Genomic DNA, 24,732 nt, shown 5'->3' with positions numbered 1-24,732 from the left:
GGAGGCAGGCGCGGCATGAGCCTGCCGGCGACCGCGAAGGTGCCCTTCGGCGGCGACCACAACCCGGAGCAGCGGCCGGAGGACGTCTGGGACCAGGACTACCGGCTCGTCGACGCCGCCGGCAGGCTCATCTGCCTGGCCACCGGCACCGGCGCGCACCCGCCGTGGCTGGCCCGCGCCCATCCCGAGGGAACCCGGGTCGACTTCGAGGGGCGCCGGCACCGGTTCGGCCAGCGGCACAACTCCTGTCCCGGCTCGCCGGTGTTCCGCCGGCTGTCGAACGGCGTCGTGGCGCTGCGGGAGGACCGGTGAGCGCCGGGGACGGGCGCTGGCACCCCGCCTGGCTGCCGCCGGAGGCGTTCGGCCCGGTCGGCGCCCGGCGGGTCCTGGTGCACGGCGACGGCCCGCTCGTCGACACCGTGTTCGGCGAGGTGGCCAGGGCCTGCGCCGACCACGGTGGCCACCTGTGGCGGACCGGCGCCGCGTCCACGGCGGACGGTACGACGGGCGGGCCGGACGGCGCCGCCGGCGGCGGGCCGCCGCCCGACGCCGTTGACCTGGTGCTCGCACTGACCGGCGCGGAACCCCTGCCGCCGCCCGCCGAGGCGGCCCGGGCGACGGCGCCCACCGGCGCGCTGGGCGACGAGGGGTTCCTGCTGGCCCGCGCCGGCGACGTCACGGTGGTCCTGGCCGACGCGCCGCCGGGTCTGCTGCACGGGCTGTTCCACCTGGTCCGGCTCGGCGCGGCGGCCTTCGATGCCGGCCGCCCGGCCGAGTCGCACCGGCCGGCGCTGCGCCGGCGGATGCTCGACCACTGGGACAACGTGGCCGTGCACCCGGTGCTGGGGCAGGTGGAGCGGGGCTACGCCGGTGGCTCGATCTTCTGGCGGGACGGCCGGCCGCGCCGCGACCTCGACCGGCTGCGGGCGTACGCACGCCTGCTGGCCGCCGCCGGCATCAACTCGATCTCGGTGAACAACGTCAACGTGCACGCCACCGAGGCGCGGCTGCTGACCGACCGGCTCGGCGACGTGGCCGAGATCGCCGACGTGCTGCGCCCGTACGGCGTGCGGGTGCACCTGTCGGTCACCTTCGCCGCCCCCGTGGTCGTCGGCGGCCTGCCGACCGCCGACCCGCTCGACGAGAAGGTGCGGGACTGGTGGGCCGCCACCACCCGGACGGTGTACGAGCGCATCCCGGACTTCGGCGGCTACCTGGTCAAGGCCGACTCCGAGGGGCAGCCCGGCCCGTTCACGTACGGGCGGGACCACGCCGACGGGGCGAACCTGCTGGCCGCCGCGCTCGCCCCGCACCGGGGAGTGGTGCACTGGCGGGCGTTCGTCTACAACCACCGACAGGACTGGCGGGACCGGTCCACCGACCGGGCCCGCGCCGCGTACGACCATTTCGCGCCGCTCGACGGGCGGTTCCACGACAACGTCGTCCTCCAGGTCAAGTACGGGCCGATGGACTTCCAGGCCCGCGAACCGGTCTCCCCGGTCATCGCGGCCATGCCGGCCACCCGGCTGGCCGTGGAGCTACAGGTGACCCAGGAGTACACCGGCCAGCAGCGGCACGTCTGCTACCTGGGCCCCTGCTGGAGCGAGGTGCTCGGCTTCCGGCCGTGGGGCCCGGGCGGGCCGACCGTCGCCGAGGTGGCCGCCGGCCGACCCGCCCCGGACGGCCGGCACCCCGGACGCGACGGCGGCTTGGCCGCGGTGTCCAACGTGGGCGCCGACTGGTACTGGACCGGCCACCCCCTGGCCCAGGCCAACCTGTACGCGTTCGGCCGGCTGGCCTGGGACCCGCGGCTCGATCCCCGGGCGGTCCTCGACGAGTGGATCGACCTGACGTTCCCGCCGTCGACCACCGCCGATCCGGCGCTGGTCCGGGAGACCCTGCACGCGCTGATGGGCGACTCCTGGCGCACCTACGAGCGGTACACCGCCCCCCTGGGCGTCGGTTTCATGGTCCGCCCCGGCACCCACTACGGCCCCGACGTCGACGGCTACGAGTACAGCCGGTGGGGCACGTACCACTTCGCCGACCGCGACGGCGTCGGCGTGGACCGCACCCGCGCGACCGGCACCGGCTTCACCGGCCAGTACCCCGAGCCCTGGTCGGCGGTGTACGAGGCGCTCGACCGGTGCCCCGACGAGCTGCTGCTCTTCTTCCACCACGTCCCGTACGGGCACCTCCTGCACAGCGGGACCAGCGTCATCCAGCACATCTACGACACTCACTTCGACGGCGTCGAGCAGGTGCGCTGGATGCGTCGGCGGTGGGACCGCCTCGCCGGGGTGCTCGACCGGGCCCTGCACGACCGGGTGGCCGGTCTGCTGGACGAGCAGCTGCGCAGCGCCACCGAGTGGCGCGACCAGGTCAACACCTACTTCTTCCGGAAGTCCGGCGTGCCCGACGCGCACGGTCGCCGGATCCACTGACCCGCCCGGCGGCTCACGGCCGGATGACGGTCATCCCGCCGGTGGCCGGCCGGCCCATCGCGGCCAGCGCCTCGGGTGCGTCGTCGAGGCCGATGGTGCGTGTGATCAGCTCGCCGGGGCGCAGCACACCGGCGTCGATCAGCCCGAGCAGCTCCGGGTAGGCGTGCGCCGCCATGCCGTGGCTGCCGCGCAGCTCCAGCTCGTAGGCGATCACCAGGTCCATCGGCAGGGCCGGGCGGCCCTGGGCGGCGGGGAGGAGGCCGACCTGCACGTGCCGGCCGCGCCGGCGCAGACCCTCGATGGAGGCGGCGCAGGTGGCGTGGCTGCCCAGGGCGTCCAGGGACAGGTGGGCGCCGCCGCCGGTCGCCTCCCGCACGGCGGCGGCCACCTCGCCCGCTCCGGCGAGGGCGGCGCCGTCCAGGCAGACGGCCGCCCCACAGGCGCGGGCCAGCTCCAGCGCGCCGGGGGAGACGTCCACGGCCACCACCCGCGCACCGCAGGCCACGGCGATCATCACCGCCGACAGGGAGGCCGACCCCGCCGCAGCCGTGCACCGCCACCCACTCGCCCGCGGCGACCCGGCCCTGGTCGACCACCGCCCGGAACGCCGTGGCGAACCGGCAGCCCAGCGCCGCCGCGGTCGGGTGGTCGAGGTCGTCCGGGAGCCGGACCAGGTTGACGTCGGCGTGGTGGACCACGACGTACTCGGCGAAGGAGCCCCAGTGGGTGAAGCCCGGCTGCGTCTGCCGCTCGCAGATCTGCTGGTCACCAGCGAGGCAGGACGGGCACCGCCCGCAGGCGCAGACGAAGGGCGCGGTGACCCGGTCACCGGGCCGCCAGCCCTGCACGCCGGCGCCCACCGCCGTGACCACACCCGCGAACTCGTGCCCGGGCACGTGCGGCGGGCGGATGTCCGGGTCGTGTCCCTGCCAGCCGTGCCAGTCGCTGCGGCACAGGCCGGTCGCCTCGACCCGGACGACCACCCCCTCGGCCGGGGGCGCGGGGTCCGGTACCTCCCGGACCTCCGGTCGGACGCCGAACTCGTCGAAGATCACGGCACGCATGTGCCGCATCCTCACATGTCCCGGCCCGGCCGCCCGGCACGGGTCCCGCTTCCGGCGCTGCTCAGGGGACGGGGGACGGGGTCGGGCTGGGTGGCGGGGGGTCGACGGCGATGCCGATGGACGCCGGCGCGGAGAAGTTGCCCGAGCTGTCGAACGCCCGCACCTGGAACAGGTAGGTGCCGTACCCGCGCGAGACGCCGTAGGCGAAGGTGTCGCCGACCAGGATCACGCCGGACACGGTGCCGGTCTGCCGCACCTCGTAGCCGGCGACGAAGACGTTGTCCCGCGACGGCTCCCAGGTGAGCCGGTAGTGGCCGTCCTGCGGGCCGGTGAGTCGCAGGCCGGTCGGCGCGCCCGGGGGCTCGGCGTCCGGGATCGAGCCGAGCTTGATGATGGCGAACGGGGACGAGTTGCCGGCGGCGTCCAGGGCCCGGATGCCGAACGTGAAGATCATCGGCGGGGGGATCGGCATCGTGTGGCTGGTCCCGGTGGTGGTGGCGATCCGGGTGCCGTTGGCGAAGATCTCGTACCCGGTCACACCCCGGTCGTCGGTGGCGGCGTCCCACAGCAGGGTGAGGGTCTGGCTTCCGGCGCTGGTGCGCGGGTTGGCCGGAACGGTGGGCGGGCTGACGTCCAGGGCGCCGCCGTCGCCGCCGGCGCAGGGCATGTCGTTGACCCGGCAGCCGACCGGGGTGCCGGTGCCGGAGGCGACCCAGCCGAAGCTGGTCGAGGCGCCCGGGGCGAGCGTGCCGTTCCACGGCAGGTTGGTGAAGACGTGCCGGGTGCCCGTGCGGGTCAGGGCGGCGCTCCAGTGGCTGACGATGCTGGTCCCGGCGGGCAGGTCGAACTCGACCCGCCACCCGGTCATCGGGACCGCCTCGTCGTTGCGGACGGTCACCTTGCCCACGTAGCCGGTCGACCACGCGCTCTCCGTGTCGAAGTCCGCGACCGCTGCGTGGGCGGGCGCGGGCGGGAGAACGACGGCCGCGACGGCGAGGAACGCCGCCGCGGCCAGAGCCACCACCCGCAGACTGCGGGGTGTCACGTCCGTCATGGCCGATTACATTAACCAGCCTCTATGTAATGGACAATCGGCTACCAGGTGGTGAGACCGAGACTGATCGTCTTCGTCAAGGTGGCGTTGTCGTCGTCGCCGTCCAGCGACCAGACCATCGCCCCGGCCAGGCCGGCCCGCCGGATGTACAGCGTCTTCTGCAGCACGACCGCCGGATCGTCGTACGTCCAGAACGTCGTACCGTCGAACAGCCAGGCGTGCCCGGCGCGGAGGTCGCGGTGGACGGCGAAGCCCTTGCTCGGCAGGGTCTTGAGCTGCTTGTAGTCCTCGTTGCCGGCGGCGAAGGTGCCGGGCGCCGGCCCGGTCGCGGGCTGGAACAGGCCGTTCCCGCCGCCGGTCACGCCGGTCCAGCCCTGGCCGTAGTAGGGGATGCCGAGGACCAGCTTGTCGCGCGGCGCGCCGCGGGTGATCCAGCCGTCGATCGCCACCTCGACGGAGAAGTCGGGGTTGTCCGGCGCCCCCGCCGGCACCCGCAACGCCGACTGCTGGTTGGTCACCGCTTCCCAGGTGCCGTGGAAGTCGTAGCCCTGCACGGTGGCGAAGTCCAGGTACTTGAAGATCTTCCGGCCCTCGTACCCGGCGTCCATCGTCGCCGGGTTGGCCGGCAGGAACGCGGTCAGCTGGTAGTGCCGGCGGGTCTGCCGGCCGTACGCGTCGAGCTGCCGGCGGAACTCGGCGAGCAGCTTGGTGAAGTTCTCCCGGTCCTCCGGGCGGATGACGTTGCCCGGCTCGCCGGGCCAGTTCGGCCACTCCCAGTCGAGGTCGATGCCGTCGAAGACGCCGGCCGCCGCGCCCGGCCCGCCGCTGCCACCGTCCAGCACCGGCAGGTCGCCCCTGAGGTAGAGGTCGATGCAGGAGGCGACGAAGGCCTTGCGGGAGGCGTCGGTGCGGGCCGCGTTGGAGAAGTACGTCGACCAGCTCCAGCCACCCAGCGAGATCATCACCTTCAGGCCGGGATGCTTGGCCTTGAGCTTGGCCAACTGGCCGAAGTTGCCGTTGAGCGGTTCGCCCCAGGCGTCGGCGACACCGTCGACGCTCTCCTCCGCCGGCACGGGGCGCTGGTAGTCGGCCCACGCGTCACCCTCGCCCGGCCCACCGTCCACGTAGCAGCGGCCGTCCTCGCTGACGTTGCCGAAGGCGTAGTTGACGTGGGTGAGGCGGCTCGCCGCGCCCGAGGTGTCGAGCTTCCTGACCGGGAAGGCCCGGCCGTAGATGCCCCACTGGGTGAAGTAGCCGACCTTGTGGTAGCCGGCTCGGCGCTTCGCGTGGTCGTGGGCGCTGGCGGCGGCCGGTGGCGCGGCGGCGACCAGCATCGCCGCGAGGGCGACGAGAGCGGTGAGGCGGCGAGGACGGAATGGTCGCATCGGCACTCCCAGGCGGGGCGGAGCGAATTAGTTAAGACACCTATCTGATTGATGAAGCTAAGCCGATCGCAATCCGATGGTCAAGAGCGCACCCGGCCCGGTCCGGGCCACCGGCCGACCGTACGGACGATTGCGAGGAGGTTTCTGGTTCGTGACCATGTCGTGCCATGGACTCAGCGCTGACCCTGATCGGACTGCCCATCGCGCTCGGCATCATCATGCTCGGCCTGGGTCTCGGACTGACCGCCGACGACTTCCGTCGGGTGGCCCGGCACCCCAGGTCGGCGGTCATCGCGCTGGCCTGCCAGGTGCTGGTGCTGCCGGCCCTCTGCTTCGGTCTGGTCCTGGCGTTCGACCTGCCGCCCGAACTGGCCGTCGGCATGATGCTGCTGGCCGCGTCCCCCGGCGGTACCACCGCCAACCTCTACAGTCACCTGTTCGGCGGTCACGTCGCCCTGAACATCACGCTGACCGCCATCAACTCGGTCCTCGCCGTGTTCACCCTGCCGATCGTGGTCAACCTGTCGGCGGCGTACTTCCTGGCCGACGGGCGGAGCATCGGCCTCCAGTTCGACAAGGTGCTGCAGGTGTTCGCCATCGTGCTCGTCCCGGTCGCGATCGGCATGCTGGTCCGCGCCCGGGTGCCCCGGGTCGCCGAGCGGCTCGACCGGCCGGTCCGGATGCTGTCCGTCGTGGTGCTCGTCGCGGTGATCGCCGGCGCGGTGCTCGGCGAGCGGGAGAACATCGCCGACTACTTCGTCTCGGTCGGCCTGGCGGTGCTGGCGTTCAACGTGCTCAGCCTCGCGATCGGCTACGGGGTGCCCCGCCTCGCCGGGGTCGACCGGAGCGCCGCGACCGCGTCCGGGTTCGAGATCGGCATCCACAACAGCACCCTCGCCATCACCATCGCGCTCAGCCCGGCGCTGCTCGACAACACCCGCATGGCGGTCCCCGCAGCGGTGTACGGCATCGTCATGTTCTTCACCGCGGCGGCCTTCGGCTTCCTGGTGACCCGGGTGGGCGTACGTGCGGCCGAGCCGGTCAGCGGCGAGGCGTAGCCCAGGCGAGGAAGCGGGCGGCCAGGTCCGCGGGCGGGGTGCCCGGATCCAGTTCGGCGAGTTGCCCGGCGGCCTCGGCCTGGAGCGTCGCCAGGTAGACCGTCAACGCGACCCGGTCGTTCCGGTACTCGGCCAGGAGGCGGAGCTTCGCCGCCGAGCACGGCCAAGCGATGCCGCACGCCCGGCACCGCCAGGTCGGCCGGGAGGGGACGTGCTCGACGCGACGCCGGCTCATACCACCCGCGCCGGTTGCACCAGGGTCACGGCGTCGAGCCGGACGGCGGCGTACCGCTCCCGGGGCGCGACCGACCAGTCCGGGCGGATCTCGTGGCCCTTCAACTGGACCCAGACCGTCTCGTCGACGACCGCGCTGCGGACGACCTCGGTGACGGTCAACGTCAGGGTTCCGGTGCCGAACCGGTAGGCGTGGTCGGGGACGCGGATCGTGACGTTCGGCGCGAGCTGCACGGCGAGACCTCCATTCGCGGTTGGAGGGGGCCGCCCCGGCCGGGGCGGCCCCGTGACTGGCACGGGCCGCCGGGCCTTCGGGTCGCCTCCACCGACCGTGCCGTCTACAAAGCACCCTGCCGAGAGTTGTGGGCCGACTGCACCGCGTAGGAGTATTTCTCTTCGACGTTCAGAACGTTCCAGACCATCTCTGGGAAGGATCGAGGATGAACCAGGCAGTCGTCGCGGCGATGGCCGAAGCTGGTGAGACCGCCGACAGCCTTGCAGCTCAGATAGGCGTCGATCCGAAGACTGCGGCGAAGTGGGCAAGCCACGGACGGATCCCGCAGACGCGGCACCGCGCTCGGGTCGCTGCGATCCTGGGCCGCGAGGTCGCGGAACTTTGGCCGGACGTTCTGGAGCGCCGAGAACCGGCTTGGTTCCGCCCCTGGGCCGACATCGAACGCGAGGCGGTGTCACTGCGCTGGTTCGAGCTGGCGTGGGTCCCGGGCCTACTACAGACTGAGGCGTACGCACGCGCGACGCTGGCCGGTGAGAAGCTGACCGCTGATGAGGTCGACCAGCTCGTCTCGGCGCGACTTCAGCGTCAGTCGGTGCTTCGTCGCAACAACGCCCCGATGCTGATCGCGGTGATAGACGAACTGGTCCTCCGCCGGCACGCGTACGGCGGCCGGGAGCTGATGCGCGAGCAGTGCGCACATCTGGCCGCCTGCGCGGAGCTACCGATGGTCTACGTTCATCTCGTACCGGCGTCTGTCGGTATGTACTCCGGGCTGGGCGGACCGTTCATACTTGCCGAGCAGGACAGCGGGGCAACGGTCGCGCACGTGGACGGCCAGGCCCAGGCACAGATAATCGAGAGCGCGGCGGAGATTGCTACGCTGAGTCGACGATGGGAACGCATCCGCGGGGAGGCTCTCTCGCGGTCGCAGTCCCTAGACCTGCTCAGGGAAGCGGCAAGATCATGGACCTGACCGGCGCCCGGTGGCGCAAGAGCACGAAGAGCGGAAACAACGGCGGGGCGTGTGTCGAGGTCGCCGGCAATCTTCCCGGTGTCGTGGGTGTCCGGGACTCGAAGGATCCGGCCGGGCCGGCGCTGGTCTTCTCCCCGGCCGCCTGGCGGGCGTTCGTCACCCAGGTTGCCCGACAAGACTGACCGCACCTGTCCGAGAGCGCCCGCCCAACCGGAGACGGGCGCTTCGTCGTGGGCCGCCCCTCCGTCGCGGGTGAGCACGCTGCGGACGTCGGTGATGTCGCCGTCTGGCTGGATAGGCAGCCGGCTAGCCGACGAGCGACACCGCTGCGTTGTGGGTCAGCTGGGATACTCTGCGATGGCACTTCCGCGTCGCCACACCAACGACTTCCAGAGGCAGGATCATGGGTGATCTGACTGGCGCGCAGTGGCGCAAGAGCACGAAGAGCGGCGGCAACGGCGGCAACTGCGTCGAGGTCGCCGGCAACCTTCCTGACGTTGTGGGTGTCCGGGACTCGAAGGATCCGGCCGGGCCGGCGCTGGTCTTCTCACCGGCCGCGTGGCGGGCCTTCGTCACCCAGGTCGCCGGGCGCGGCTGACCGCACGCATCCGAGAGCGGCCGTCCCGGTCAGGGGCGCTTCGTCACAACTGCCGGACACGAGCCCTGAAACCTCGGCTACCCGCTGAGCGCGAGCGACTCAGGGAGGGGTCATCGGCGGGCTGCTCCGTTGACTAGGTCGGCGACCGCGGGTTCCAACTCTGGATAAGCGAACTCGAAGCCGGCATCGCGTAGGCGCTTCGGGACGCACCGACGGCCGGTCAATACCAGCAGCGGGTCGGCGCGCATGAATACCGATCCGACCCGGACCAGCGGTTCAGGGGTGGGAACACCGGCGGCACAACCCATCGTCCGGCGGAGCGTGACCATGAGATCGGTGTTGCGGACGGGGCTGGGGGAGGTTGCGTGCACAATGCCGGACAGCATGGGATCGTCCAGACAGTGGCGCACGATCGCACACAGGTCGTGGATGTGCAACCAACTGATCCACTGTCGGCCGCTGCCCATCCGGCCACCGAGACCCCATCGCACGAGTCCGGTCAGCCGATCGAAAGCCGGGGTGTTGCGGTCGAACACGATGCCGGTCCGCAGCGTGACCTTGCGCGCCGCTGTGATCTCCGCCGCCGCGTGCTCCCAAGCCCGCGCTACACCGGCCATCTGTGGTGGATCGTCGGCGGGCGGGGCGGACTCGTCGAGCACCGCTTCGCCGGCGTCGCCGTAGATCGCCAGCGTGCTCATCTGTAGCAGCACTGGTAACGGCCGGTTCAGATCGGCGCAGGCGCGGGCAAGCGCCCGGGTAGGTTCCGTCCGGGAACGTGTCAGCAGCGCGATGCTGGCCGGGGTCGGCCGCCGGAACACCAGCTCACCGCAGAGGTTCACCAACACGGCGTCGGCCAGTTCAGATGCCCAGGCGCCGACGGTTCGGCCGTCCCAGTGCACCTGCCGGCCCCACGGGACCCGAGTAGCCGAACGACTCAGTACCACCACGTCGTCGCCCCGAGCGATGAGGTCGCGTGCGATCCGTTGCCCGAGCGCCCCGGAACCGCCGGCAATGACGACCTTCATCGGCTGCGGGTGGTGACCGGGCCGCCGCTGGACCGCACCGCCATTGGCGGCAGCGGGTTCCAAGTGGCTGGGACATTGCGCATCAGCAGCCCGCAGTCGGGTACCGCGGATCCCGGAGGGAATCGGGCCGGATCGTCGAAGAACGTGGACTGCACTGAAGTCAGCTCCACGGGCGTGACCCGCCAGCCACGAGTCAGCAGCTCCACGCCGTCGAGGTGGCCCGGGTCGGGAGTGGTCGAGAAGCCGATGACACCGCGCCGGAAAAACTCCGAGGCCTGGTCGACGTCGCGGAAGAGGCGGCTGCCCGACAGGTCGGCCGCAACACGGGCGTGGACGCCGACGCGTACCCCATCGCCCGGGTTGGCGAAGGCGATCCGCAGCTCGTCCGCGCTCTCTGTTACGTCGAAGCGGCTGAGGTGGTGCCGTCCTGGGAAGAGCCTGCCGCCGACCCAGGAGTTGAGCCGGGAGCCGGTGTCACGGCGCGGGATGTAGACGCCCGTTGTGACGCCATCGGGTGTGTCCCACTCGACCGCGATCCGGTGTGCGCCATTTTCGCTGCGCAGGCCGAACGGTGTGGACACGGATGGCAGACGCACGCCGCTCAACCGGATCAGGCAGATGCCTGACACGGCCCACCCGTTGACGACCTGCGGTCGCAGCGGGGCGGGCAGCAGGCGTGCGGTGACCTCGGGTTCGGTGCGGTAGTTCACCAACAGGCGGCGCTGGACGACGCTCATCACTCGAGGGGCTCTCATACGTCCGCCTTCCTTGTCGGGACGCGCCGATGGCCTGCCGAAGTAGCACCTGCGCGGGACAGAACGCGCCTGCCGCAGGTTGAGCAGATGCTCAAAGCTGAGCATACGATCCTTTGAGCAAACGCTCAACAAAAACCTCGACCGGAGCTGTCTGCTCGCCGCGTAACCGGCCTCCGGAACATGATCAGCCGTGCCGGCTCTAGCCGGTGAGAGCCCCCGAGCGGGACGCCGGGCCTTCAACCCGGACTGTCACCGGGGGTGCTGGAGACCGCGGGCGGTAGCCCGTAGATGCCAGGGGCAGTCATGGTGGTGTCGTCGATGGCGCTCGGATCGATGCTCCAGCGACCGGCCATCGCCATCACGTCGGACTCGGACGGTGTCGTCTCGTACCAGGCGGTCCACTCATCGTCCGACCAGTGTTCCCACCCAGGCTCCATACCCCGAATGCCGATGCCCAATTCAATCTCGTCGGCTGTCGGGGCACCGACGAACAGCGTTACCTCACCGCGCTCCCCGAGGAAGCAGTAGGCGCGCAACAGCTGACCATTCACGGCCCGGGCCCACGCGTGATTGTCCGGAACCCGTTCGTTGGCGAAGTACTGCACCTCGCCCAACTGCCGACTCAGCATCCTGAGCCAGTCGGGGAAAGACGGCTCCGCCGCGTCGGAACCCGTCGGCAAGTGCCGTCGGCTGTGAGCAAGAGTCCAGCCTGACAGCGGCGCGGCGACGTACACGCCGTGCTCGTAGGCCCGGTCGGTGCCGTTGGCCCAGTCGAGGACCTCCCGGTCGTGCAGACCGAGCGCGTCGGCGACCTCGCCGGTGGTCCGGTCTCGGACAGCCAGCCATGATGTCTTGTAACCGAATCCAGCCACGCCGCCCATGTTCTCAGGAGCGTGCTTCCCGGCTCGGGCCACGTTGCCGCTCGGGCAAGGCCTGGCGTCAACAGTGAAACACCGACCAGCAGATGTCGTTGCGCAGCCTCTGGTCATCAAGCACGAGCTCGCGGATCGCCTCCGGGAGCTGATCGCGCTGCCACTCGCACTCCAGCCGCCCCGCGGCCTCGCTCAGACCCTCCGGTGCCGCCGCACGTACGGCCTTGATCGCGTACGCGGCGGCGCCCAGCTCGTGTGCGGCCACGTGGGCGACGACCGCGGCCTGGCCGGCGGCGTACGCGGCGTACCGGGCGGCACCCCGCAGGTCTCTTGCCGCTCCCATCGCATGGCCGCCCGCCGCGCGAGCCTGCATCATCTTGACCTCGCCACGGGCCCAGGCCCGGGCATGCCCGATCGCGCGGCGTGGCCGCGGGTCCCCAGGCTGGGCCGACTCGAAGAGGTCAAGGACGTGCTCCGCGCACGAGGCAGCCCAGAGAGCAAGGAGACGGTGATCGGCATCAGTGAGCGTCCCCCCACGCCGGATCGTCACGAAGCGAGGGTCCCGGACCTTCGGGAGGATCATGACGTGCGCTCCCTCCTGTGCGGGTCGGCGCAACTCGGCGCAGTGTGCCCCGGTGACCGGTCAGCCGCCGGTCGCAGGGAACGGTCCAGTGTGCTCATCAGCTGGGCGACACGATCGCGGCCGCTTTCAGCCAGCGGATAGCGGCTGAGTACGTCGATGAGTACCGGAGTCGCACGCTGCCGCGACCGTCCCAGCAGGGCGTCCCCGAGCGCGGCGTCACCGCCGGCCTCGATCTCCGCGATGCGCGCCGCGCTCGCGGAGGCTCGCAGGATGTGGCCGACCTGGCTGGCCTTGGCAATGGGGTGCAGGTACGCGGCCGATGCGGCGTCGCCGGCGGATCGCGCGGCCAGGCGCGAGGCCTCGGAGGGGGCGGACCGGGCGGCACGATGAGCATCGAGGGACGTGACGCGCTGGAGTTTGGTCCTGCTGGCGCCGTTGATGAACGCCCAGGCCGCGTCGATGGCCGCGCGCGGGCGCGGATCATCGGAAACGGCCCGCTCGAAGACCGGCAGCACGTCCTCCGCATGCAGGACCACGTAGCGGGCCACGACGCGCAGCTCGTCCATCGTCAGGTCGAAGTCTCCGGATACGGTGCGCGTGCTCGTTGCCATGTCCATGAATCGTATCGTTGAACCCTCGGTTGAGGCTTTACCACGAACCCGCTGCCGCTACCATCGTCGGCTATGGCAACGCGGCTGGTACAGATCAACATGAAGGCTCGGGACGACGCCGCACTGGGCGGTTTCTGGGCGGAGGTGCTCGGCTGGGAGGTCTCCAGCGAGGGACCGGGCGTGACCAACCTCGAACCCGAGGGCTTCGGCTACCCCGACCCGACCGCCGTCTGCATCGACCTCATCGCCTCCCCGGAACCCAAGACGGTGAAGAACCGCGTGCACGTCGACCTCGCCACCACCTCGGCGGCGCACCAAGCGGAGCTGATCGTGCGCCTGAAGGATCTCGGCGCGACACCCGTCGACGTGGGCCAGGGCGACGTGCCGTGGACCGTCATGGCCGACCCGGAGGGCAACGAGTTCTGCGTGCTGGACTGGCACGATCCGGTCCGGGACACCGGACCGATCGCCTCGGTGGTGGTCGACTGCGCGGATCCGCGAGCCATGGCCCGCTTCTGGAGCGAGGCCACGGACTGGACCCTGCACACGGTGACCGACGACAACGCGGTACTGCGTTCCGCCAAGGGCGTCGGCCCGTACCTGCAGTTCCTCCGCACACCCGACGCGAAGACCGTCTGGAACCGCGTCCATCTCGACCTGCGCCCCTACCCAGGTGACGACCTCGAGGCCGAGGCGGCCAGACTGCGGACGCTCGGCGCCACCGACATCGACCTGGACGGCGATGTCCCGTGGAAGGTCATGGCCGACCCGGAAGGCAACGAGTTCTGCCTCCTCACCCCGGGCTGACGACACCGCCGACGATGTGACCTGCCAGCCGTACCCGAGTCACCGGCCGGCGGGCGCCGCCGGCGCGCCGACGGCCGCCAGCGGCGACGCCGGTCGCGCGTGCCGTAGGCCCCGGGTGAGCAGCAGCGTCGTGACCAGCGACAGGCCGGCCAGCAGCGCCACCGCCCGGTGCGTCGGCAGCACGTCGGCGATCGCTCCGGCCAGCGCCGCGAAGACCGCCTGCCCGGTCATCATCCCGTTCTGGTGCAGACCGAGCGCCTGCCCGTGCGTTTCGGGCGGGGAACGGTCGATGAGCCACTCCTGCAGCGGCAGCGAAGCCGCGAAGCCGACCGAGGCGACCAGCGCGAGCACCATCGCCAGCGGAAGGTCCGGGCGCAGCACGAAGGCGAGGTACGGCAGGGGCGGGCGTTCCCGATCCGGTCGAGCAGACGACCACGATGCCCAGTTAGCCTGCCGACATGGGGAGCGCCGAACTGGATGAGTTGATCGTCGCGGACGCCGAGGCGCTGCGCGCGTGGTTGTCGGCCAACCACGCCGCGTCGCCCGGTGTCTGGCTGGCCCTGACCAGGAAGGGCGGCACCGTCACGACGCTGACCTGGCAGCAGGCGGTCGACGAGGCCCTCTGTTTCGGCTGGATCGACGGGCAGGCGCGTAAGCGGGATCAGGAAAGCTCCTGGATCCGGTTCACCCCACGCCGACCCCGCAGTTCCTGGTCGCAACGCAACATCGCCCATGTGGCCCGGCTGGAGGCGCAGGGGCGAATGACGCCCGCGGGACGCGCCGCGGTGGATGCCGCGAAGGCGGACGGGCGGTGGGCGGCCGCCTACGCCCCGCCGTCGGAAGCTGAGGTGCCGGCCGACCTGCTCGCCGCCATCGCCGCCGACCCCGCCGCCCAGGCCATGTTCGACGTGCTCACCAAGACCAACCGGTTCGCTCTCATCTACCGCGTCAATGCCGTCAAACGGGCGCAGACCCGCGAGCGGAAGATCGACGAGTTCGTCGCCATGCTGGCCCGTCAGGAGACGATCCACCCGCAGAAGGCCAGGCCTTCGAATATGCCGTAACCGGCATCTTCGCGATCAGCTGCGCTCATGGTTCCGGGGAGCCGGCCAGGCCCGGGGATTGGGCGCAGCCAGCTCCGCGCCCGATCCCCGGGTCACCGTCACGGCGTCCTGGTCCACGTCGAGGCGCAGACCCGGGTCACCGGCCGGCCCGACGGAGCATCTCGTCGGTTTCGGGATCGGGCATGAGTTCGCGAACCTCCTGCGCGCAGCGGCAAGAGGCGGCGATCTTGGCAGCCCACGTCAGCGCCTCCTCCCGTGAGGCCACGTCGACGACCACGAACCCGCCGATGACCTCCTTGGTCTCCGGGTAGGGACCATCGGTGACCATCCCGTCCGTGGCCACGACGCTCGCTTGCTGGCGTTCGAGTCCGGCGCCGAACACGAGCACGCCGGCGTCCACGGCCTCCTGCATCACCGCGTGCGCGGCCTTGCCCACGTCGGGCCAGTCCTCAGCGGGGATGTGGTCCATCGCGCCGTCGTTGAACGAGATCAGATAAGGCGTCATCCCATGACTCCCTTGTCCCGGCGGCCTCGTCGGGCCGCCTCCCGCCTGTTCCACGAACGACCCGCCCCGGATCCGACGCTGTGCCAGAAAATTTTCACGGGATCTCCGCCGCACGGCCGGCGGGCGTCCAGTCGCCCGTGTTCGCGGGGGACATCACCGCCGCCAGCGGCCACGAATAGTGCCACGTCGGCTGCCGCGATCAGGCACCGGGCTGAGCAGCCGGTGCGTGGACCTGCCGGATGCGGATGGGGTCTGCCCAGGGCGAAATGTCTTGAACCGGAGGCGACGGCGGGTGAAGCTCGGCGCGTGCCGGAGCTGATGGACGTCGCGGTCGGGGATCTCCACCTCTCCCTGCGGGTGTGGCATGCCGTCGACGAGGGCAGGCCACCCGCCGTGCTGCTTCCTGCCACCGGCAAGACCGCAGGCGACTGGGACGTGGTCGCCTCGGGCCTTCGTGCTCAACGCACGGTGTACGCCGTCGACCTGCGCGGCCACGGTGCCAGCGACTGGCCCGGCACATACCGCGTCCACCTGTTCGCGCAGGACGTGATCGGCGTTCTGGACCGGCTGGACATCGGCCCGGTGGACCTGGTCGGCCACTCCCTCGGTGGTCTGGTGGCCTGTCGGGTCGCCGCCGGGCGGCGGGCACGCGTCCGCAGACTCGTGCTCGAGGACATCGGGTTCCCGCACCCCCGACCGCCGGGACTTCCCGACCGGCCCCCGGGGGACCTGCCGTTCGACTGGCAGCTGGTGGAGCAGGTCCGGCCCGAGATCGACAACCCGGATCCGGGATGGGCCGACATCGTCGCCCGGATCACGGCACCCACGCTGCTCATCGGGGGCGGGGCAGCGAGCCCCATCCCCCAGGAGCACCTCGCCGAACTCGCCGACCGCCTGGCCGATGCCCGGCTGACGACGATCGCTGCCGGCCACCTCGTTCACGAGACACGTCCCGACGAGTACCTCACGGCCCTGACGGAATTCCTCAGCGACTGATCGACGCCCGCCGGCGGTTGCCTCGACCGACTGTCACCGAGGCCGGGGCTCCTACTCCCAGCGGAACAGGGCAATGGCCACCACCGCGCCGACGACGGCCGTGCCCCCGAGGCCCACCAGGTTCGCGGTGTCGACGGACGTCCCGGCCCAGGCGGCGGAGAGCGCCTCGACGGTCGCGCCGAACGGCAGCCACGAGGCGGCCCGCTCCAGCGGGTCCGGCAGGGCGGCGGTGCCGCCGAACATCCCACCGACCGCCCCGAACGCGAAGAAGGCGATCAGACCGATCGCGACGGCGGAGTTCGGTGTGGGCGCCACCGAGGCGACGACCAGGCCCAGCCCGTACATCGCGGCGACCGCGAGCGCGACGACGCCGAGCGCGACCCCGACGTGCACCGGCGGGCGCGCCCCGAAGGCGAGCACGGCGACGGCGTACGCCAGGCCGATGCCGACGACGGCCTGGACCAGGCTGACCACCATCTGCGCCACCAGCACCATCGCCGGTGAGGCCGGGGTGACCGCGAGCCGGCGCAACAGCCCGGAGCGGCGGTAGTACGCCAGGAAGCTCGGCATGTTGATGATGCCGATCGAGGCGAGGACGATCGTGAAGACCAGCGGAAGCACGTAGACGTCCAGCCCCGAGCGACCGTTGACGGCCGCCTCGTCGCTGGCCGCCGAGGCGTTCATGACCATGATCAGCAGCGGCAGGCCGATCGGCACGACCAGGCCGGCGGTGTCCCGGACGACCATCTTCGCCTCGCAGCGGATCAGCGTGAGCCAGGCCGCCGGGCCGGGGCGGCGTGCGGTCACCTCGATCATTCGGCGTCCTCCTTCACGAGTTCCCTGCCGGTGAGGGCGACGAAGGCCTCCTCCAGGTTCGCGGTGCCGGCCCGGGCGATCAGCCCGGCCGGGGTGTCCAGGGCGACGATCCGGCCGCGGTCGATGAGGGCGACCCGGTCGCAGAGCCGCTCGACCTCGTCCATCGCGTGGCTCACCAGGACCACGGTCTCGTCGCGCAGCTCCTCGATGCCCTTCCACACCCGCCGCCGGGCCCGCGGGTCGAGTCCCGTCGTCAGCTCGTCGAGGATCACCACGCGGGGGCGGCCGACCAGGGCCAGCGCGATGGAGAGGCGCTGCTGCTGGCCACCGGAGAGCTTCTCGAAGCGGGTCCGGGCGTGCCGGCCCAGATCCACCAGGTCGAGCAACTCGGCGGCGGGCCGGGGATTCGGGTAGAAGGTCCGGTACAGGCCGACGAGTTCGGCGACGGTCAGGGCGTGGTGCAGGAAGGCCTGCTGCAACTGCACACCGAGCACCTGGCGCAGGGCCGCGCGGTCCCGGCGCGGGTCGAGGCCGAGCACCCGGATCCGCCCCCGGTCCGGGGTACGCAGGTCGGCGATCATCTCGATGGTCGTCGTCTTTCCGGCGCCGTTGACCCCGACCAGGCCGAGCGCCTCGCCGGCCGCCACCTGGAGGCTGACGTCCTCCACCGCGACGACCGCGCCGTACCGTTTGTGCAGGTGTTCGACCTCGATGGCAGGTTGGTTCATGCCTCGATGCTCGGTGTTGCGCCCGGTCCCGCGCCTGTGCCGACGGTCAGCTTCGCGGGCCATGACTTCCGGCACTCCGGGCCGGCGTTTCGCGGTGGGTAGATTCGGACGCATGCGCCGGATCGGACTCGACGAGTTGTCCGGCGTCGTGATGCTCGTGGTGTGCCTGGGCACCGCCGCACCCGTCGTGCTCGGCCTCGTCGAACCGGACATCCCGGCGCCGGCCTGGGTCGTGCTGTTCCTGGCGACGCTGGTGGCCGCCTTCGCCGCCGCCGCGGAGGGTCGGGCCACCGCCCGGCGGGTGGCCTTCGGTGTGGCCGTGGTCGCCGGCTGGGGCATCGTCCTGACCGCCCCGCGGGCGGGCATGCTGCCGATCCTGCTGGTCGTGATCGCCGCGCTCGGGCCGGAGGTCGTCCGGCTGCCGGCCAGTCTCGTGGTGGTCGCGCTGAACACCGGCGTGATCGCCCTGACCAGGGGGCGGGTGCACGGCGACGCGGTCGAACTCGTCGTGACCGGGGCGTTCTACGGGCTGATCCAGCTCGCGTCGGTGTTCAGCCTCACCGCGATCCACCGCGAGAAGCGCCTGCGCCGCGAACTCGCCCAGGCGCACGTCGACCTGCAGGCCGCAGCAGTGCTGCTGGCCGGGTCCGCCCGCACGGCGGAACGGCTGCGCATCTCGCGGGAGCTGCACGACCTCCTCGGTCACCAGCTCACCGTCCTCGCCCTGGAGCTGGAGGCCGCCCGCCACCGCCCGGGGGAGGCGGCCCGCGAGCACGTGGAGCGGGCCAACCGGGTGGCGCGCGACCTGCTGGCGGACGTCCGCACCACCGTCGGCACGCTGCGCGCCGGGCCGGCCACCGACCTGGCCCAGTCACTGCGGGACGTCGGCCGCGACGTCCCCGGCCTCGACGTCACGGTCGAGGTGGCCGACGACGTGGAAGCGGACGAGGAGCAGACCGCCGCGCTCGTCCGGGCGGTGCAGGAGATCGTGACGAACACGCTGCGGCACGCCCGGGCGCGCGAGCTGTCGGTCACCGTCGCGCGCGACGGCGACACGATCCGGCTCACCGCGACCGACGACGGGCAGGGCGCCACCGAGGTCGTCGCCGGCAACGGGCTACGCGGGCTCGTGGAGCGGTTCGCGGCCCTCGGCGGAGGGGCCGGTTACGACGGCCGGTCGGGCTTCCGGGTGACCGCGTGGGTTCCGGTCCGGTGACCCGGGTCGTGGTCGTCGACGACCAGACCCTGGTCCGGCAGGGCATCCGCAGCCTGCTCGACATGGCCGGCATCGAGGTGGTGGGGGAGGCGGACGACGGCGCCGCGGCCCTCGACGTGATCGCCGAGGCCAGACCCGACGTGGCCCTGCTCGACCTGCGCATGCCGCACCGGGACGGCATCTGGACCCTGCGACAGCTGCGCGAGCGTGGGGTGGACGTGCCGGTGCTCGTGCTCACCACGTTCGACGACGACACGCTGCTGCTCGACGCCCTGCGCGCCGGGGCGCGCGGCTACCTGCTCAAGGACGTCACGCTGGAGCAACTGACCCGGGCGGTGGAGACGCTCGCCGCGGGCGGGACGCTGATCGCCGCGTCGATCACCGACCGCCTGCTGCGGGCCGTCCGTGCCGCGCCGCCGCCGGTCGCCGCCGGCGTCGCGCCGTCGCAGGAGCTGACCGAACGCGAGCTGGAGGTGCTGCGGCTGATGGCCGAGGGCTGCACCAACCGGGAGATCGCGGGCCTGCTGTTCCTCGCCGAGGGGACGGTGAAGAACCACGTCTCGGCGATCCTGCTCAAGCTGGGCGCCCGGGACCGCACCAACGCGGTGCTGCGGGCCCTGCACGAGGGTGTGCTGCGCTGAGCCGTGCCGGCTCCGGTCAGGCCGTGGTCCCCTCGGTGCCGAAGCCGTCGAGCGTGGCGCGCTCCTCCAGCGTGCGCAGCTCCTGGAAGACGGTGATGTGCAGGTCCGCGGGCGCGTCGAGCCGGGCGTTGACCGACTGCCACGGCGTGGTGGTCGGCGGCGCCACCGGCACCGCGCCGCCCGCCACCAGGCGACCGGTGGTGGCGGCCGCGTCGTCCACCTCGAACGCCACGCGGATCCGCGGCGCCACCTGGCGGCCCACCTCGACCTCGTCGATCATCTGCTTCTGCGCCGGGCTGGCGATCTCCAGCGTGGCCCGCCCGGCGTCCAGGATCACCACGCGCGCGTCGCCGCCGCTGGAGTACGCGGCCTGCTCGGGCAGCCCGAGCACGTCCCGGTAGAACCGGACCGCCGCGTCGTAGTCCTCCGCCTCGACGACCAGCCGCAACTGGCGTACGACGGGCGGCTGGGGCGATGCGGCGGAAGGCGGTCCGTCGCCGTCGTCGATCATGCGGCAACAGTAACCGCAGCGGCCGTCGGGCGAAGAACCTGCTCGGTCCGGACCACTCAGCTCCGACCGCTCGGCCCGGACCCGGCCGCCGGAGCAGCCGTAGCCGTCCTGGCGATGCTGGCCACCGCCTGGTGCAGCGGACGGAGGAACGGCGCCGTCTGCCATTGGCCCGGCCCGTACCGGGCGTAGGCGAACATCACGGCGTGGCACCAGACGGACGGGCCGGACAGCCGCAACGGTTCCACCCCGGCGAAGGTCAGGACGCTGTTCGGACCGTCGAGAAAGTACTCCATGGTCGCGTTGTGGTCGAACGCCAGCCACCGGCCGCCCACGCAGCACCAGGTGGTCGTCGGTGTCACGATGACCCGGGCGGACGCGAACTCGCGCCATTGCGGCTGTGCCAGGCCGGCGGCGCGGGACCGGGCCACGCTGTTGCCGACGAGGTTGCCGACCAGCGCACCCGCGACGAGGAGTGGTGAGCCCCAGGCGAACGTGTGGCTCTGCCCGTAGGCGACCGTGGTGCCGTAGTAGCGGGAGTAGGTGAACGGTGCGTCCAGGTGCACGACGCCCGGTCCGATGAATCCGGGCGCGACCACGGTCGGCGGTGGCTCGCCGCTGGCGAGTCGCTGATAGAGACGGATCGCCTCGACCCAACCCCGCTGCAGCGCCACCGCGGCGGGAGGCGGCCGGCGTACGCGCGGCCGGTGGGCCGGCAGCAGCCGGCCCAGGCCGTAGGCGGGAGCGTAGGCGAGCAGCGCCCACGGCGCGGTGAGGCCGACCACGACGACAGACACCCATCGGCCGTACGCGAAGCGCCGTCGCCGACGGCCGTCGACGATCCCGAGGACGATGCCCACGACGACGGTCGCCACGAGCGCGGCGCCGCAGACCAGCACGAGCAGACTCGTCCACTCGGCGATCTCGGTACACGGTCCGGCCACGCCGCCGACCCGGCGGGTCGACGTCGGCCCGAACCGGTCGACGCAGGCGTCGCGGCGCCGGCTCAATTGGAAGGTCAGCACTCCCAGCGCCAGGAGGGCGGGCATGCCGACTGCCGCGACCACCCAGTGCCGCCCCTCGCGGCGCGAGGTCGCTGACCGCTGTCGGACATAGCCAGGATTCGAACCCACCCGGTCGTCCCCTCAGCCCTATGTGGTGGGAACTGTACTCTGCGTGGGACCGGTGTCAACGGCGGCCGCCAGAGGCTCTGACCGCGCCCGCGTCACCGATCCGACAGTTGCCGGGCCGGCTGCCGCTGCGGCGCCTGTCCTCGCAGCGTGTGCCACCTGTGCAACGATCGACGGGCGCCGCCGCGGCCCGCCCGCCGGTCCGCCCGCGCACACCCCATGGCAGGCATGGGCGCAGGCACCTCGTACCCCTTGGAGAGCTCGATGTCCCGCTCCCCGGCTCGGGTCTTCGCCGCGTTGAACGCGGAGCGGCCCGCCGATCAGGCTTCCCCGGTCCTCGGCAAGGCCGTCGTGCTGGGCGGCAGCGTCGCCGGGCTGCTGGCCGCGCGGGTGCTGTCCGCCTACGCGGAGAGCGTCGTCGTGATCGACCGGGACGACCTGCACGTGGCCGGCGACCGGCCCGGCGTGCCACAGGGGACCCAACTGCACGCGCTACTGCCCGGCGGCCTGCACCAGCTGGAGAACCTGTTCCCGGGGTTCCGCGAGCGGGCCCTCGCCCGGGGAGCGGTCGGGGCGCCGCCCGCCGCCCGGCGGAACTACCTCGACGGCCGCCTCAAGGTCGTGGTGCCCGACGACGCGGACAGCCTCGCCGGCACCCGGCCCCTGCTGGAGGGGCTGATCCGCGAGCAGGTCCTCCGGCTGCCCAACGTGAAGACCATGCGTGCCCGCGCCACGGGTCTCGTGGTCGACGGCGCGGTGACCACGGGGGTCCGCTACGACGTCGGCGGCGCGCCCGGCGTCGAGTGCGGCGACCTCGTGGTGGACGCCATGGGGCGGTCCAGCCGGCTGTCCGAGTGGCTGGAGCAGGCCGGCTGGGAGCGGCCCGCGACCCGGCGGATGACGGTCAACCTGAACTACGCGACGGCCCTGTTCCGGCGCCGCGAGCCGGACCCGGAGTTCACCGTGGTCCTGGCCCTGAACAGCCCGGGGACACCGGCGGAGGTCGCCGGCGCGGCGTTCTTCGCCGTCGAGGACGGCCGGTGGATGGCCATGATGGCCGGGTACGGGGACAGCCGGCCGGGGCGTACCCCGGAGGACTTCGTCCGCCGGTTGCGGGAGGCGTTCCCGCCGGAGTTCGGGGAGGTCGCCGGCAGCGAGTTGGTGGGGGACGTGCGGACCTACCGGCACGCCGACAGCCGGCGCCGGGACTTCGCGGCGCTCAAGCGGTTTCCGGCCGGGCTGGTCAGCGTCGGCGACGCGGTTGCGTCGTTCAACCCGGTCTACGGGCAGGGGATGACGGCGGCGGCGTTGCACGCGGCCTGCCTGTCGAGCTACCTGCGGTCCGGCCCGGACCTGGGCGCGCCCGCCCGTCGGTTCTTCGAGCTGCAGAAGGTCGTCGTCGACGCGGCGTGGTCGATGTCGACCTCCGCCGACCTGGCGCTGCCGCACGTCGCCGGCCCCTACCCGCGCGGCTACCGGCTGTCCAGGTGGGTCAGCCGGCAGATCGTCGCGGCGACCGTCACCGACGTGCCGGTCGCCCGCCGGTTCAACGACGTCGTCTCGATGCGCGAGCACCCGCGGGCGCTGGCCAGCCCCGGTGTGCTGCTGGGCGCGGTGCGCGCCAACCGGCGCGCGCGCCGGCGACGCTAGGAGCGCTTCCGGGTGGCGGCGGGCACGCCGGTGGCGGGCGGCGACGCTCGACGCCTGAGCGTCCCGACCTGACCGGGCAGACCTGGCAACCAGGACGGCAGCGCACCGAAGATTGTCGGAGGGTTTGTCGGATCCAACCGTGCGCCGGTCGTCTGGTTGATAGCAGCATCTACCGCCGAACGAGCGCCCGAGTCAGGAGGAGCGCAACCGATGAAGTACGTGTTGATGTTCGCCGACACCGAACAGTTCGCCGCTGATCTGGCCGCGATGAGCGAACGCGAGATGGACGCCGCCTACGCCCGCGTACGGCAGTGGTTCGCCGATCACCAGGACAAGATCACCCATCACGCCCACCTCATGCCCCCGGACACCGCCACCACCGTGCGGCTGGACCGCGGGGAACCGCTGGTCTCCGACGGGCCGTACGTCGAGGGCAAGGAGATCGTCAGCGGTTACGCCGAGATCGAGGCCGTCGACCTCGACGAGGCACTCCGGATCGCGAAGTCCTGGCCCGCCTGCCCGGTGGTCGAGATCCGACCCGTCGCCGGGTAGGCCGGGCCGGCGTGCCTCCGCCAACCCACCGGGAGCTCGCCCGCGTGGTCCGCGACCACGCGGGCCGGCTCGCCGCGTCCCTCGTGCACCTCGTCGGTGACTTCTCCGCCGCCGAGGATCTCGTCGCCGACGCGGTCGAGGCCGCGCTGACCCACTGGCCGGTCGACGGCATCCCGGATCGGCCGGACGCCTGGTTGTACACCGTCGCCCGCCGCCGGGGCCTGGACCACCTGCGTCGCCAGCACCGCCACCGGCAGCGACTCGCCCTCGTGCCGGGCCCACCCGAACCGGCGCCGGACGACCGGCTGCGCCTGATCTTCACCTGCTGCCACCCGGCCCTGCCGCGGGCCGCGCAGGTCGCCCTCACCCTGCGGGTGGTGTGCGGGCTCACCACCGCCCAGATCGCGAAGGCGTTCCTCGTCCCGGAGAGCACCGTCGGGCAACGCATCACGCGGGCCAAACGCAAGATCAGCCAGGCGGGGATCCCGTACCGGATCCCGTCCCCGGACGAGCTCGGCGACCGCCTCGCCGAGGCCCTCGCCGTGGTGTATCTCCTCTTCAACGAGGGCTACCTGGCCACCGACGGTGAACGGGTCTGGTCCCGCGATCTCACCGACGACGCCGAGTTCCTCGCTGCCCTGCTGCACACCCTCATGCCCACCGAACCCGAGGCGGCCGGTCTGCTGGCCCTGATCCGCCTGCACCGGGCCAGGGCCGCGGCCCGGTTCGGCGACCACGGGGAAATCATCCAGCTGCAGCACCAGGACCGGTCCCGGTGGGACCGGGACGCCATCGCCGACGCCGGCCGGCTGATCGCCCGTGCCGCGGCGTCGAGGCGGCCCGGACCGTACCAGCTCCAGGCGGCGATCGTCGCCTGTCACGCCGAGGCCGAACGGTGGGAGGACACGGACTGGACGCAGATCCTGGTGCTCTACGACCTGCTCCTGCGCCTGGCGCCGTCACCGGTCACCCGGCTGCACCGGGCCGTCGCGCTGCGCTACGTCGTCGGGCCGGCGGCGGCGCTCGGCGAGGTCGACGTGCTCGGCGCGGAGCTGGACGGCTACCACCTGCTGCACGCCACGCGGGCCGAACTGCTGCGCGACCTCGGCGAGGCGGACGCGGCGCGGGCCGCCGACGAGCGGGCGCTCGCCCGCACCGCCAACCCGGCCGAACGGTCGCTGCTGCGGCGACGCCTCATCTGGACCTGACCCGGCCGTACGCCGTCGAC

30 protein-coding genes and 1 pseudogene are annotated in these 24,732 nt (G+C 72.2%); 14 read left to right on the top strand and 17 right to left on the bottom strand.

Going from position 1 to position 24,732, the window contains the following annotated elements; all coding sequences use genetic code 11:
• Nucleotides 1-15 precede the first annotated feature (15 nt).
• Both EV376_RS21625 and EV376_RS21620 read left to right on the top strand, forming a co-directional pair.
• Entirely contained in the window at nt 16-312 is a 297-nt protein-coding gene (locus EV376_RS21625; protein ID WP_486482746.1) for an alpha-amylase family protein, read from the top strand.
• Nucleotides 309-2,444, top strand: a complete 2,136-nt coding sequence (locus EV376_RS21620; protein ID WP_130325992.1) for an alpha-glucuronidase — start codon at nt 309-311, stop codon at nt 2,442-2,444. The genes EV376_RS21625 and EV376_RS21620 overlap by 4 nt, the downstream gene beginning before the upstream one ends.
• 13 nt (nt 2,445-2,457) lie before the next feature.
• Here EV376_RS21620 and EV376_RS30995 read toward each other — a convergent pair whose 3' ends face one another.
• The 4 genes and pseudogenes from EV376_RS30995 to EV376_RS21605 all read right to left on the bottom strand — a co-directional run bounded on the left by EV376_RS30995 (nt 2,458) and on the right by EV376_RS21605 (nt 5,947).
• A complete protein-coding gene (locus EV376_RS30995) occupies nt 2,458-2,958 on the bottom strand; it encodes a zinc-binding dehydrogenase (protein WP_486482913.1) in 501 nt (166 codons plus the stop codon).
• A 205-nt stretch (nt 2,959-3,163) separates the two neighbouring features.
• Nucleotides 3,164-3,508: pseudogene (locus tag EV376_RS30990) on the bottom strand (alcohol dehydrogenase catalytic domain-containing protein); the annotation flags it as partial.
• Between the two features lie 61 nt (nt 3,509-3,569).
• Nucleotides 3,570-4,562: a cellulose binding domain-containing protein gene (locus EV376_RS21610; RefSeq protein ID WP_130325990.1), complete on the bottom strand. Its 993-nt coding sequence runs from the start codon at nt 4,560-4,562 to the stop codon at nt 3,570-3,572.
• A 41-nt stretch (nt 4,563-4,603) separates the two neighbouring features.
• Nucleotides 4,604-5,947 (bottom strand): glycoside hydrolase family 18 protein, encoded by a 1,344-nt coding sequence (locus EV376_RS21605; RefSeq protein ID WP_130325988.1) that lies wholly within the window; start codon nt 5,945-5,947, stop codon nt 4,604-4,606.
• Between the two features lie 167 nt (nt 5,948-6,114).
• Here EV376_RS21605 and EV376_RS21600 point away from each other — a divergent pair, with 167 nt between their 5' ends.
• Entirely contained in the window at nt 6,115-7,005 is an 891-nt protein-coding gene (locus EV376_RS21600; protein WP_130325986.1) for a bile acid:sodium symporter family protein, read from the top strand.
• Here EV376_RS21600 and EV376_RS21595 read toward each other — a convergent pair.
• Both EV376_RS21595 and EV376_RS21590 read right to left on the bottom strand, forming a co-directional pair.
• Nucleotides 6,989-7,240, bottom strand: a complete 252-nt coding sequence (locus EV376_RS21595; RefSeq protein WP_130325984.1) for a flavin reductase — start codon at nt 7,238-7,240, stop codon at nt 6,989-6,991. The two genes, EV376_RS21600 and EV376_RS21595, sit on opposite strands and share 17 nt — an antisense overlap.
• Nucleotides 7,237-7,473, bottom strand: a complete 237-nt coding sequence (locus EV376_RS21590; protein ID WP_130325982.1) for a hypothetical protein — start codon at nt 7,471-7,473, stop codon at nt 7,237-7,239. The genes EV376_RS21595 and EV376_RS21590 overlap by 4 nt, the downstream gene beginning before the upstream one ends.
• A gap of 206 nt (nt 7,474-7,679) precedes the next feature.
• Here EV376_RS21590 and EV376_RS21585 point away from each other — a divergent pair, with 206 nt between their 5' ends.
• From EV376_RS21585 to EV376_RS21575, 3 genes are all read left to right on the top strand, one after another.
• Complete coding sequence (locus tag EV376_RS21585; RefSeq protein ID WP_130325980.1) at nt 7,680-8,447, top strand: Scr1 family TA system antitoxin-like transcriptional regulator; 768 nt, start codon at nt 7,680-7,682, stop codon at nt 8,445-8,447.
• The gene (locus EV376_RS21580; RefSeq protein ID WP_130325978.1) at nt 8,438-8,629 is read left to right on the top strand and encodes a DUF397 domain-containing protein; all 192 of its coding nucleotides are present in this window, start codon (nt 8,438-8,440) and stop codon (nt 8,627-8,629) included. The genes EV376_RS21585 and EV376_RS21580 overlap by 10 nt, the downstream gene beginning before the upstream one ends.
• Nucleotides 8,630-8,850: 221 nt before the next feature.
• Nucleotides 8,851-9,045, top strand: a complete 195-nt coding sequence (locus EV376_RS21575; RefSeq protein ID WP_130325976.1) for a DUF397 domain-containing protein — start codon at nt 8,851-8,853, stop codon at nt 9,043-9,045.
• Between the two features lie 110 nt (nt 9,046-9,155).
• Here EV376_RS21575 and EV376_RS21570 read toward each other — a convergent pair whose 3' ends face one another.
• The 5 genes from EV376_RS21570 to EV376_RS21550 form a co-directional block, all read right to left on the bottom strand.
• Nucleotides 9,156-10,070, bottom strand: a complete 915-nt coding sequence (locus tag EV376_RS21570; RefSeq protein WP_130325974.1) for a TIGR01777 family oxidoreductase — start codon at nt 10,068-10,070, stop codon at nt 9,156-9,158.
• Nucleotides 10,067-10,807 (bottom strand): DUF2071 domain-containing protein, encoded by a 741-nt coding sequence (locus tag EV376_RS21565; RefSeq protein ID WP_207228256.1) that lies wholly within the window; start codon nt 10,805-10,807, stop codon nt 10,067-10,069. Before EV376_RS21565 ends, EV376_RS21570 begins: the two co-directional genes overlap by 4 nt.
• Nucleotides 10,808-11,061: 254 nt before the next feature.
• The gene (locus EV376_RS21560; protein WP_207228254.1) at nt 11,062-11,697 is read right to left on the bottom strand and encodes a hypothetical protein; all 636 of its coding nucleotides are present in this window, start codon (nt 11,695-11,697) and stop codon (nt 11,062-11,064) included.
• A 67-nt stretch (nt 11,698-11,764) separates the two neighbouring features.
• Entirely contained in the window at nt 11,765-12,280 is a 516-nt protein-coding gene (locus tag EV376_RS21555) for a putative immunity protein (protein WP_130325970.1), read from the bottom strand.
• Nucleotides 12,277-12,891 carry a putative immunity protein gene (locus EV376_RS21550; RefSeq protein ID WP_207228252.1) on the bottom strand — a complete coding sequence of 205 codons (615 nt, stop codon included), beginning with the start codon at nt 12,889-12,891 and terminating at the stop codon, nt 12,277-12,279. Before EV376_RS21550 ends, EV376_RS21555 begins: the two co-directional genes overlap by 4 nt.
• A 72-nt stretch (nt 12,892-12,963) precedes the next feature.
• On the opposite strand from EV376_RS21550, the gene EV376_RS21545 reads away from it, so the two are divergent.
• Nucleotides 12,964-13,698, top strand: a complete 735-nt coding sequence (locus EV376_RS21545) for a VOC family protein (RefSeq protein WP_130325968.1) — start codon at nt 12,964-12,966, stop codon at nt 13,696-13,698.
• A 39-nt stretch (nt 13,699-13,737) separates the two neighbouring features.
• On the opposite strand, the gene EV376_RS21540 is transcribed toward EV376_RS21545, so the two are convergent.
• Nucleotides 13,738-14,079: a hypothetical protein gene (locus tag EV376_RS21540; RefSeq protein ID WP_130325966.1), complete on the bottom strand. Its 342-nt coding sequence runs from the start codon at nt 14,077-14,079 to the stop codon at nt 13,738-13,740.
• A 77-nt stretch (nt 14,080-14,156) separates the two neighbouring features.
• Between EV376_RS21540 and EV376_RS21535 the strand changes: the two genes are divergently transcribed.
• Nucleotides 14,157-14,762, top strand: coding sequence for a YdeI/OmpD-associated family protein (locus tag EV376_RS21535; RefSeq protein ID WP_130325964.1), 606 nt, complete (start codon nt 14,157-14,159; stop codon nt 14,760-14,762).
• A 136-nt stretch (nt 14,763-14,898) separates the two neighbouring features.
• Here the strand turns inward: EV376_RS21535 and EV376_RS21530 are convergent, their stop codons facing one another.
• Nucleotides 14,899-15,267, bottom strand: a complete 369-nt coding sequence (locus EV376_RS21530) for a YciI family protein (RefSeq protein ID WP_130325962.1) — start codon at nt 15,265-15,267, stop codon at nt 14,899-14,901.
• 306 nt (nt 15,268-15,573) lie between these two features.
• Here EV376_RS21530 and EV376_RS21525 point away from each other — a divergent pair, with 306 nt between their 5' ends.
• On the top strand, nt 15,574-16,263 hold the full coding sequence (locus tag EV376_RS21525; RefSeq protein WP_130325960.1) for an alpha/beta fold hydrolase: 690 nt from the start codon (nt 15,574-15,576) through the stop codon (nt 16,261-16,263).
• 51 nt (nt 16,264-16,314) lie between these two features.
• Here EV376_RS21525 and EV376_RS21520 read toward each other — a convergent pair whose 3' ends face one another.
• Complete coding sequence (locus EV376_RS21520; protein WP_130325958.1) at nt 16,315-17,079, bottom strand: ABC transporter permease; 765 nt, start codon at nt 17,077-17,079, stop codon at nt 16,315-16,317.
• A complete protein-coding gene (locus tag EV376_RS21515) occupies nt 17,076-17,807 on the bottom strand; it encodes an ABC transporter ATP-binding protein (RefSeq protein WP_130325956.1) in 732 nt (243 codons plus the stop codon). Before EV376_RS21515 ends, EV376_RS21520 begins: the two co-directional genes overlap by 4 nt.
• Before the next feature lie 112 nt (nt 17,808-17,919).
• Here EV376_RS21515 and EV376_RS21510 point away from each other — a divergent pair, with 112 nt between their 5' ends.
• Both EV376_RS21510 and EV376_RS21505 read left to right on the top strand, forming a co-directional pair.
• On the top strand, nt 17,920-19,023 hold the full coding sequence (locus EV376_RS21510; protein WP_207228250.1) for a histidine kinase: 1,104 nt from the start codon (nt 17,920-17,922) through the stop codon (nt 19,021-19,023).
• Complete coding sequence (locus EV376_RS21505; protein ID WP_130328785.1) at nt 19,020-19,664, top strand: response regulator transcription factor; 645 nt, start codon at nt 19,020-19,022, stop codon at nt 19,662-19,664. Before EV376_RS21510 ends, EV376_RS21505 begins: the two co-directional genes overlap by 4 nt.
• 16 nt (nt 19,665-19,680) lie before the next feature.
• Here EV376_RS21505 and EV376_RS21500 read toward each other — a convergent pair whose 3' ends face one another.
• Both EV376_RS21500 and EV376_RS21495 read right to left on the bottom strand, forming a co-directional pair.
• Nucleotides 19,681-20,175, bottom strand: a complete 495-nt coding sequence (locus tag EV376_RS21500) for a VOC family protein (protein ID WP_130325954.1) — start codon at nt 20,173-20,175, stop codon at nt 19,681-19,683.
• A 56-nt stretch (nt 20,176-20,231) separates the two neighbouring features.
• Nucleotides 20,232-21,221, bottom strand: a complete 990-nt coding sequence (locus EV376_RS21495; protein WP_130325952.1) for a hypothetical protein — start codon at nt 21,219-21,221, stop codon at nt 20,232-20,234.
• Between the two features lie 345 nt (nt 21,222-21,566).
• Here EV376_RS21495 and EV376_RS21490 point away from each other — a divergent pair, with 345 nt between their 5' ends.
• From EV376_RS21490 to EV376_RS21480, 3 genes are all read left to right on the top strand, one after another.
• Nucleotides 21,567-22,952, top strand: a complete 1,386-nt coding sequence (locus EV376_RS21490) for an FAD-dependent monooxygenase family protein (RefSeq protein WP_130325950.1) — start codon at nt 21,567-21,569, stop codon at nt 22,950-22,952.
• Nucleotides 22,953-23,162: 210 nt separating this feature from the next.
• Entirely contained in the window at nt 23,163-23,504 is a 342-nt protein-coding gene (locus tag EV376_RS21485; protein WP_130325948.1) for a YciI family protein, read from the top strand.
• A gap of 11 nt (nt 23,505-23,515) precedes the next feature.
• Nucleotides 23,516-24,712 (top strand): sigma-70 family RNA polymerase sigma factor, encoded by a 1,197-nt coding sequence (locus EV376_RS21480; protein WP_130325946.1) that lies wholly within the window; start codon nt 23,516-23,518, stop codon nt 24,710-24,712.
• Nucleotides 24,713-24,732 lie beyond the last annotated feature (20 nt).

The organism is Micromonospora sp. CNZ295 (assembly GCF_004217535.1).
This window is presented reverse-complemented; position numbering and strand designations above follow the sequence as displayed.

Bases quoted from the DNA above. Each gene is read 5' to 3' on its own strand.
- EV376_RS21570 (WP_130325974.1), bottom strand. From the start codon at position 10,070: ATGAAGGTCGTCATTGCCGGCGGTTCCGGGGCGCTCGGGCAACGGATC.
- EV376_RS21610 (WP_130325990.1), bottom strand. From the start codon at position 4,562: ATGACGGACGTGACACCCCGCAGTCTGCGGGTGGTGGCTCTGGCCGCG.
- EV376_RS21490 (WP_130325950.1), top strand. From the start codon at position 21,567: ATGTCCCGCTCCCCGGCTCGGGTCTTCGCCGCGTTGAACGCGGAGCGG.
- EV376_RS21510 (WP_207228250.1), top strand. From the start codon at position 17,920: ATGCGCCGGATCGGACTCGACGAGTTGTCCGGCGTCGTGATGCTCGTG.
- EV376_RS30995 (WP_486482913.1), bottom strand. From the start codon at position 2,958: ATGATCGCCGTGGCCTGCGGTGCGCGGGTGGTGGCCGTGGACGTCTCC.
- EV376_RS21520 (WP_130325958.1), bottom strand. From the start codon at position 17,079: ATGATCGAGGTGACCGCACGCCGCCCCGGCCCGGCGGCCTGGCTCACG.
- EV376_RS21625 (WP_486482746.1), top strand. From the start codon at position 16: ATGAGCCTGCCGGCGACCGCGAAGGTGCCCTTCGGCGGCGACCACAAC.
- EV376_RS21500 (WP_130325954.1), bottom strand. From the start codon at position 20,175: ATGATCGACGACGGCGACGGACCGCCTTCCGCCGCATCGCCCCAGCCG.
- EV376_RS21485 (WP_130325948.1), top strand. From the start codon at position 23,163: ATGAAGTACGTGTTGATGTTCGCCGACACCGAACAGTTCGCCGCTGAT.
- EV376_RS21535 (WP_130325964.1), top strand. From the start codon at position 14,157: ATGGGGAGCGCCGAACTGGATGAGTTGATCGTCGCGGACGCCGAGGCG.
- EV376_RS21575 (WP_130325976.1), top strand. From the start codon at position 8,851: ATGGGTGATCTGACTGGCGCGCAGTGGCGCAAGAGCACGAAGAGCGGC.
- EV376_RS21530 (WP_130325962.1), bottom strand. From the start codon at position 15,267: ATGACGCCTTATCTGATCTCGTTCAACGACGGCGCGATGGACCACATC.
- EV376_RS21555 (WP_130325970.1), bottom strand. From the start codon at position 12,280: ATGATCCTCCCGAAGGTCCGGGACCCTCGCTTCGTGACGATCCGGCGT.
- EV376_RS21545 (WP_130325968.1), top strand. From the start codon at position 12,964: ATGGCAACGCGGCTGGTACAGATCAACATGAAGGCTCGGGACGACGCC.
- EV376_RS21595 (WP_130325984.1), bottom strand. From the start codon at position 7,240: ATGAGCCGGCGTCGCGTCGAGCACGTCCCCTCCCGGCCGACCTGGCGG.
- EV376_RS21605 (WP_130325988.1), bottom strand. From the start codon at position 5,947: ATGCGACCATTCCGTCCTCGCCGCCTCACCGCTCTCGTCGCCCTCGCG.
- EV376_RS21600 (WP_130325986.1), top strand. From the start codon at position 6,115: ATGGACTCAGCGCTGACCCTGATCGGACTGCCCATCGCGCTCGGCATC.
- EV376_RS21565 (WP_207228256.1), bottom strand. From the start codon at position 10,807: ATGAGCGTCGTCCAGCGCCGCCTGTTGGTGAACTACCGCACCGAACCC.
- EV376_RS21495 (WP_130325952.1), bottom strand. From the start codon at position 21,221: ATGCCCGCCCTCCTGGCGCTGGGAGTGCTGACCTTCCAATTGAGCCGG.
- EV376_RS21580 (WP_130325978.1), top strand. From the start codon at position 8,438: ATGGACCTGACCGGCGCCCGGTGGCGCAAGAGCACGAAGAGCGGAAAC.
- EV376_RS21585 (WP_130325980.1), top strand. From the start codon at position 7,680: ATGAACCAGGCAGTCGTCGCGGCGATGGCCGAAGCTGGTGAGACCGCC.
- EV376_RS21515 (WP_130325956.1), bottom strand. From the start codon at position 17,807: ATGAACCAACCTGCCATCGAGGTCGAACACCTGCACAAACGGTACGGC.
- EV376_RS21550 (WP_207228252.1), bottom strand. From the start codon at position 12,891: ATGGCAACGAGCACGCGCACCGTATCCGGAGACTTCGACCTGACGATG.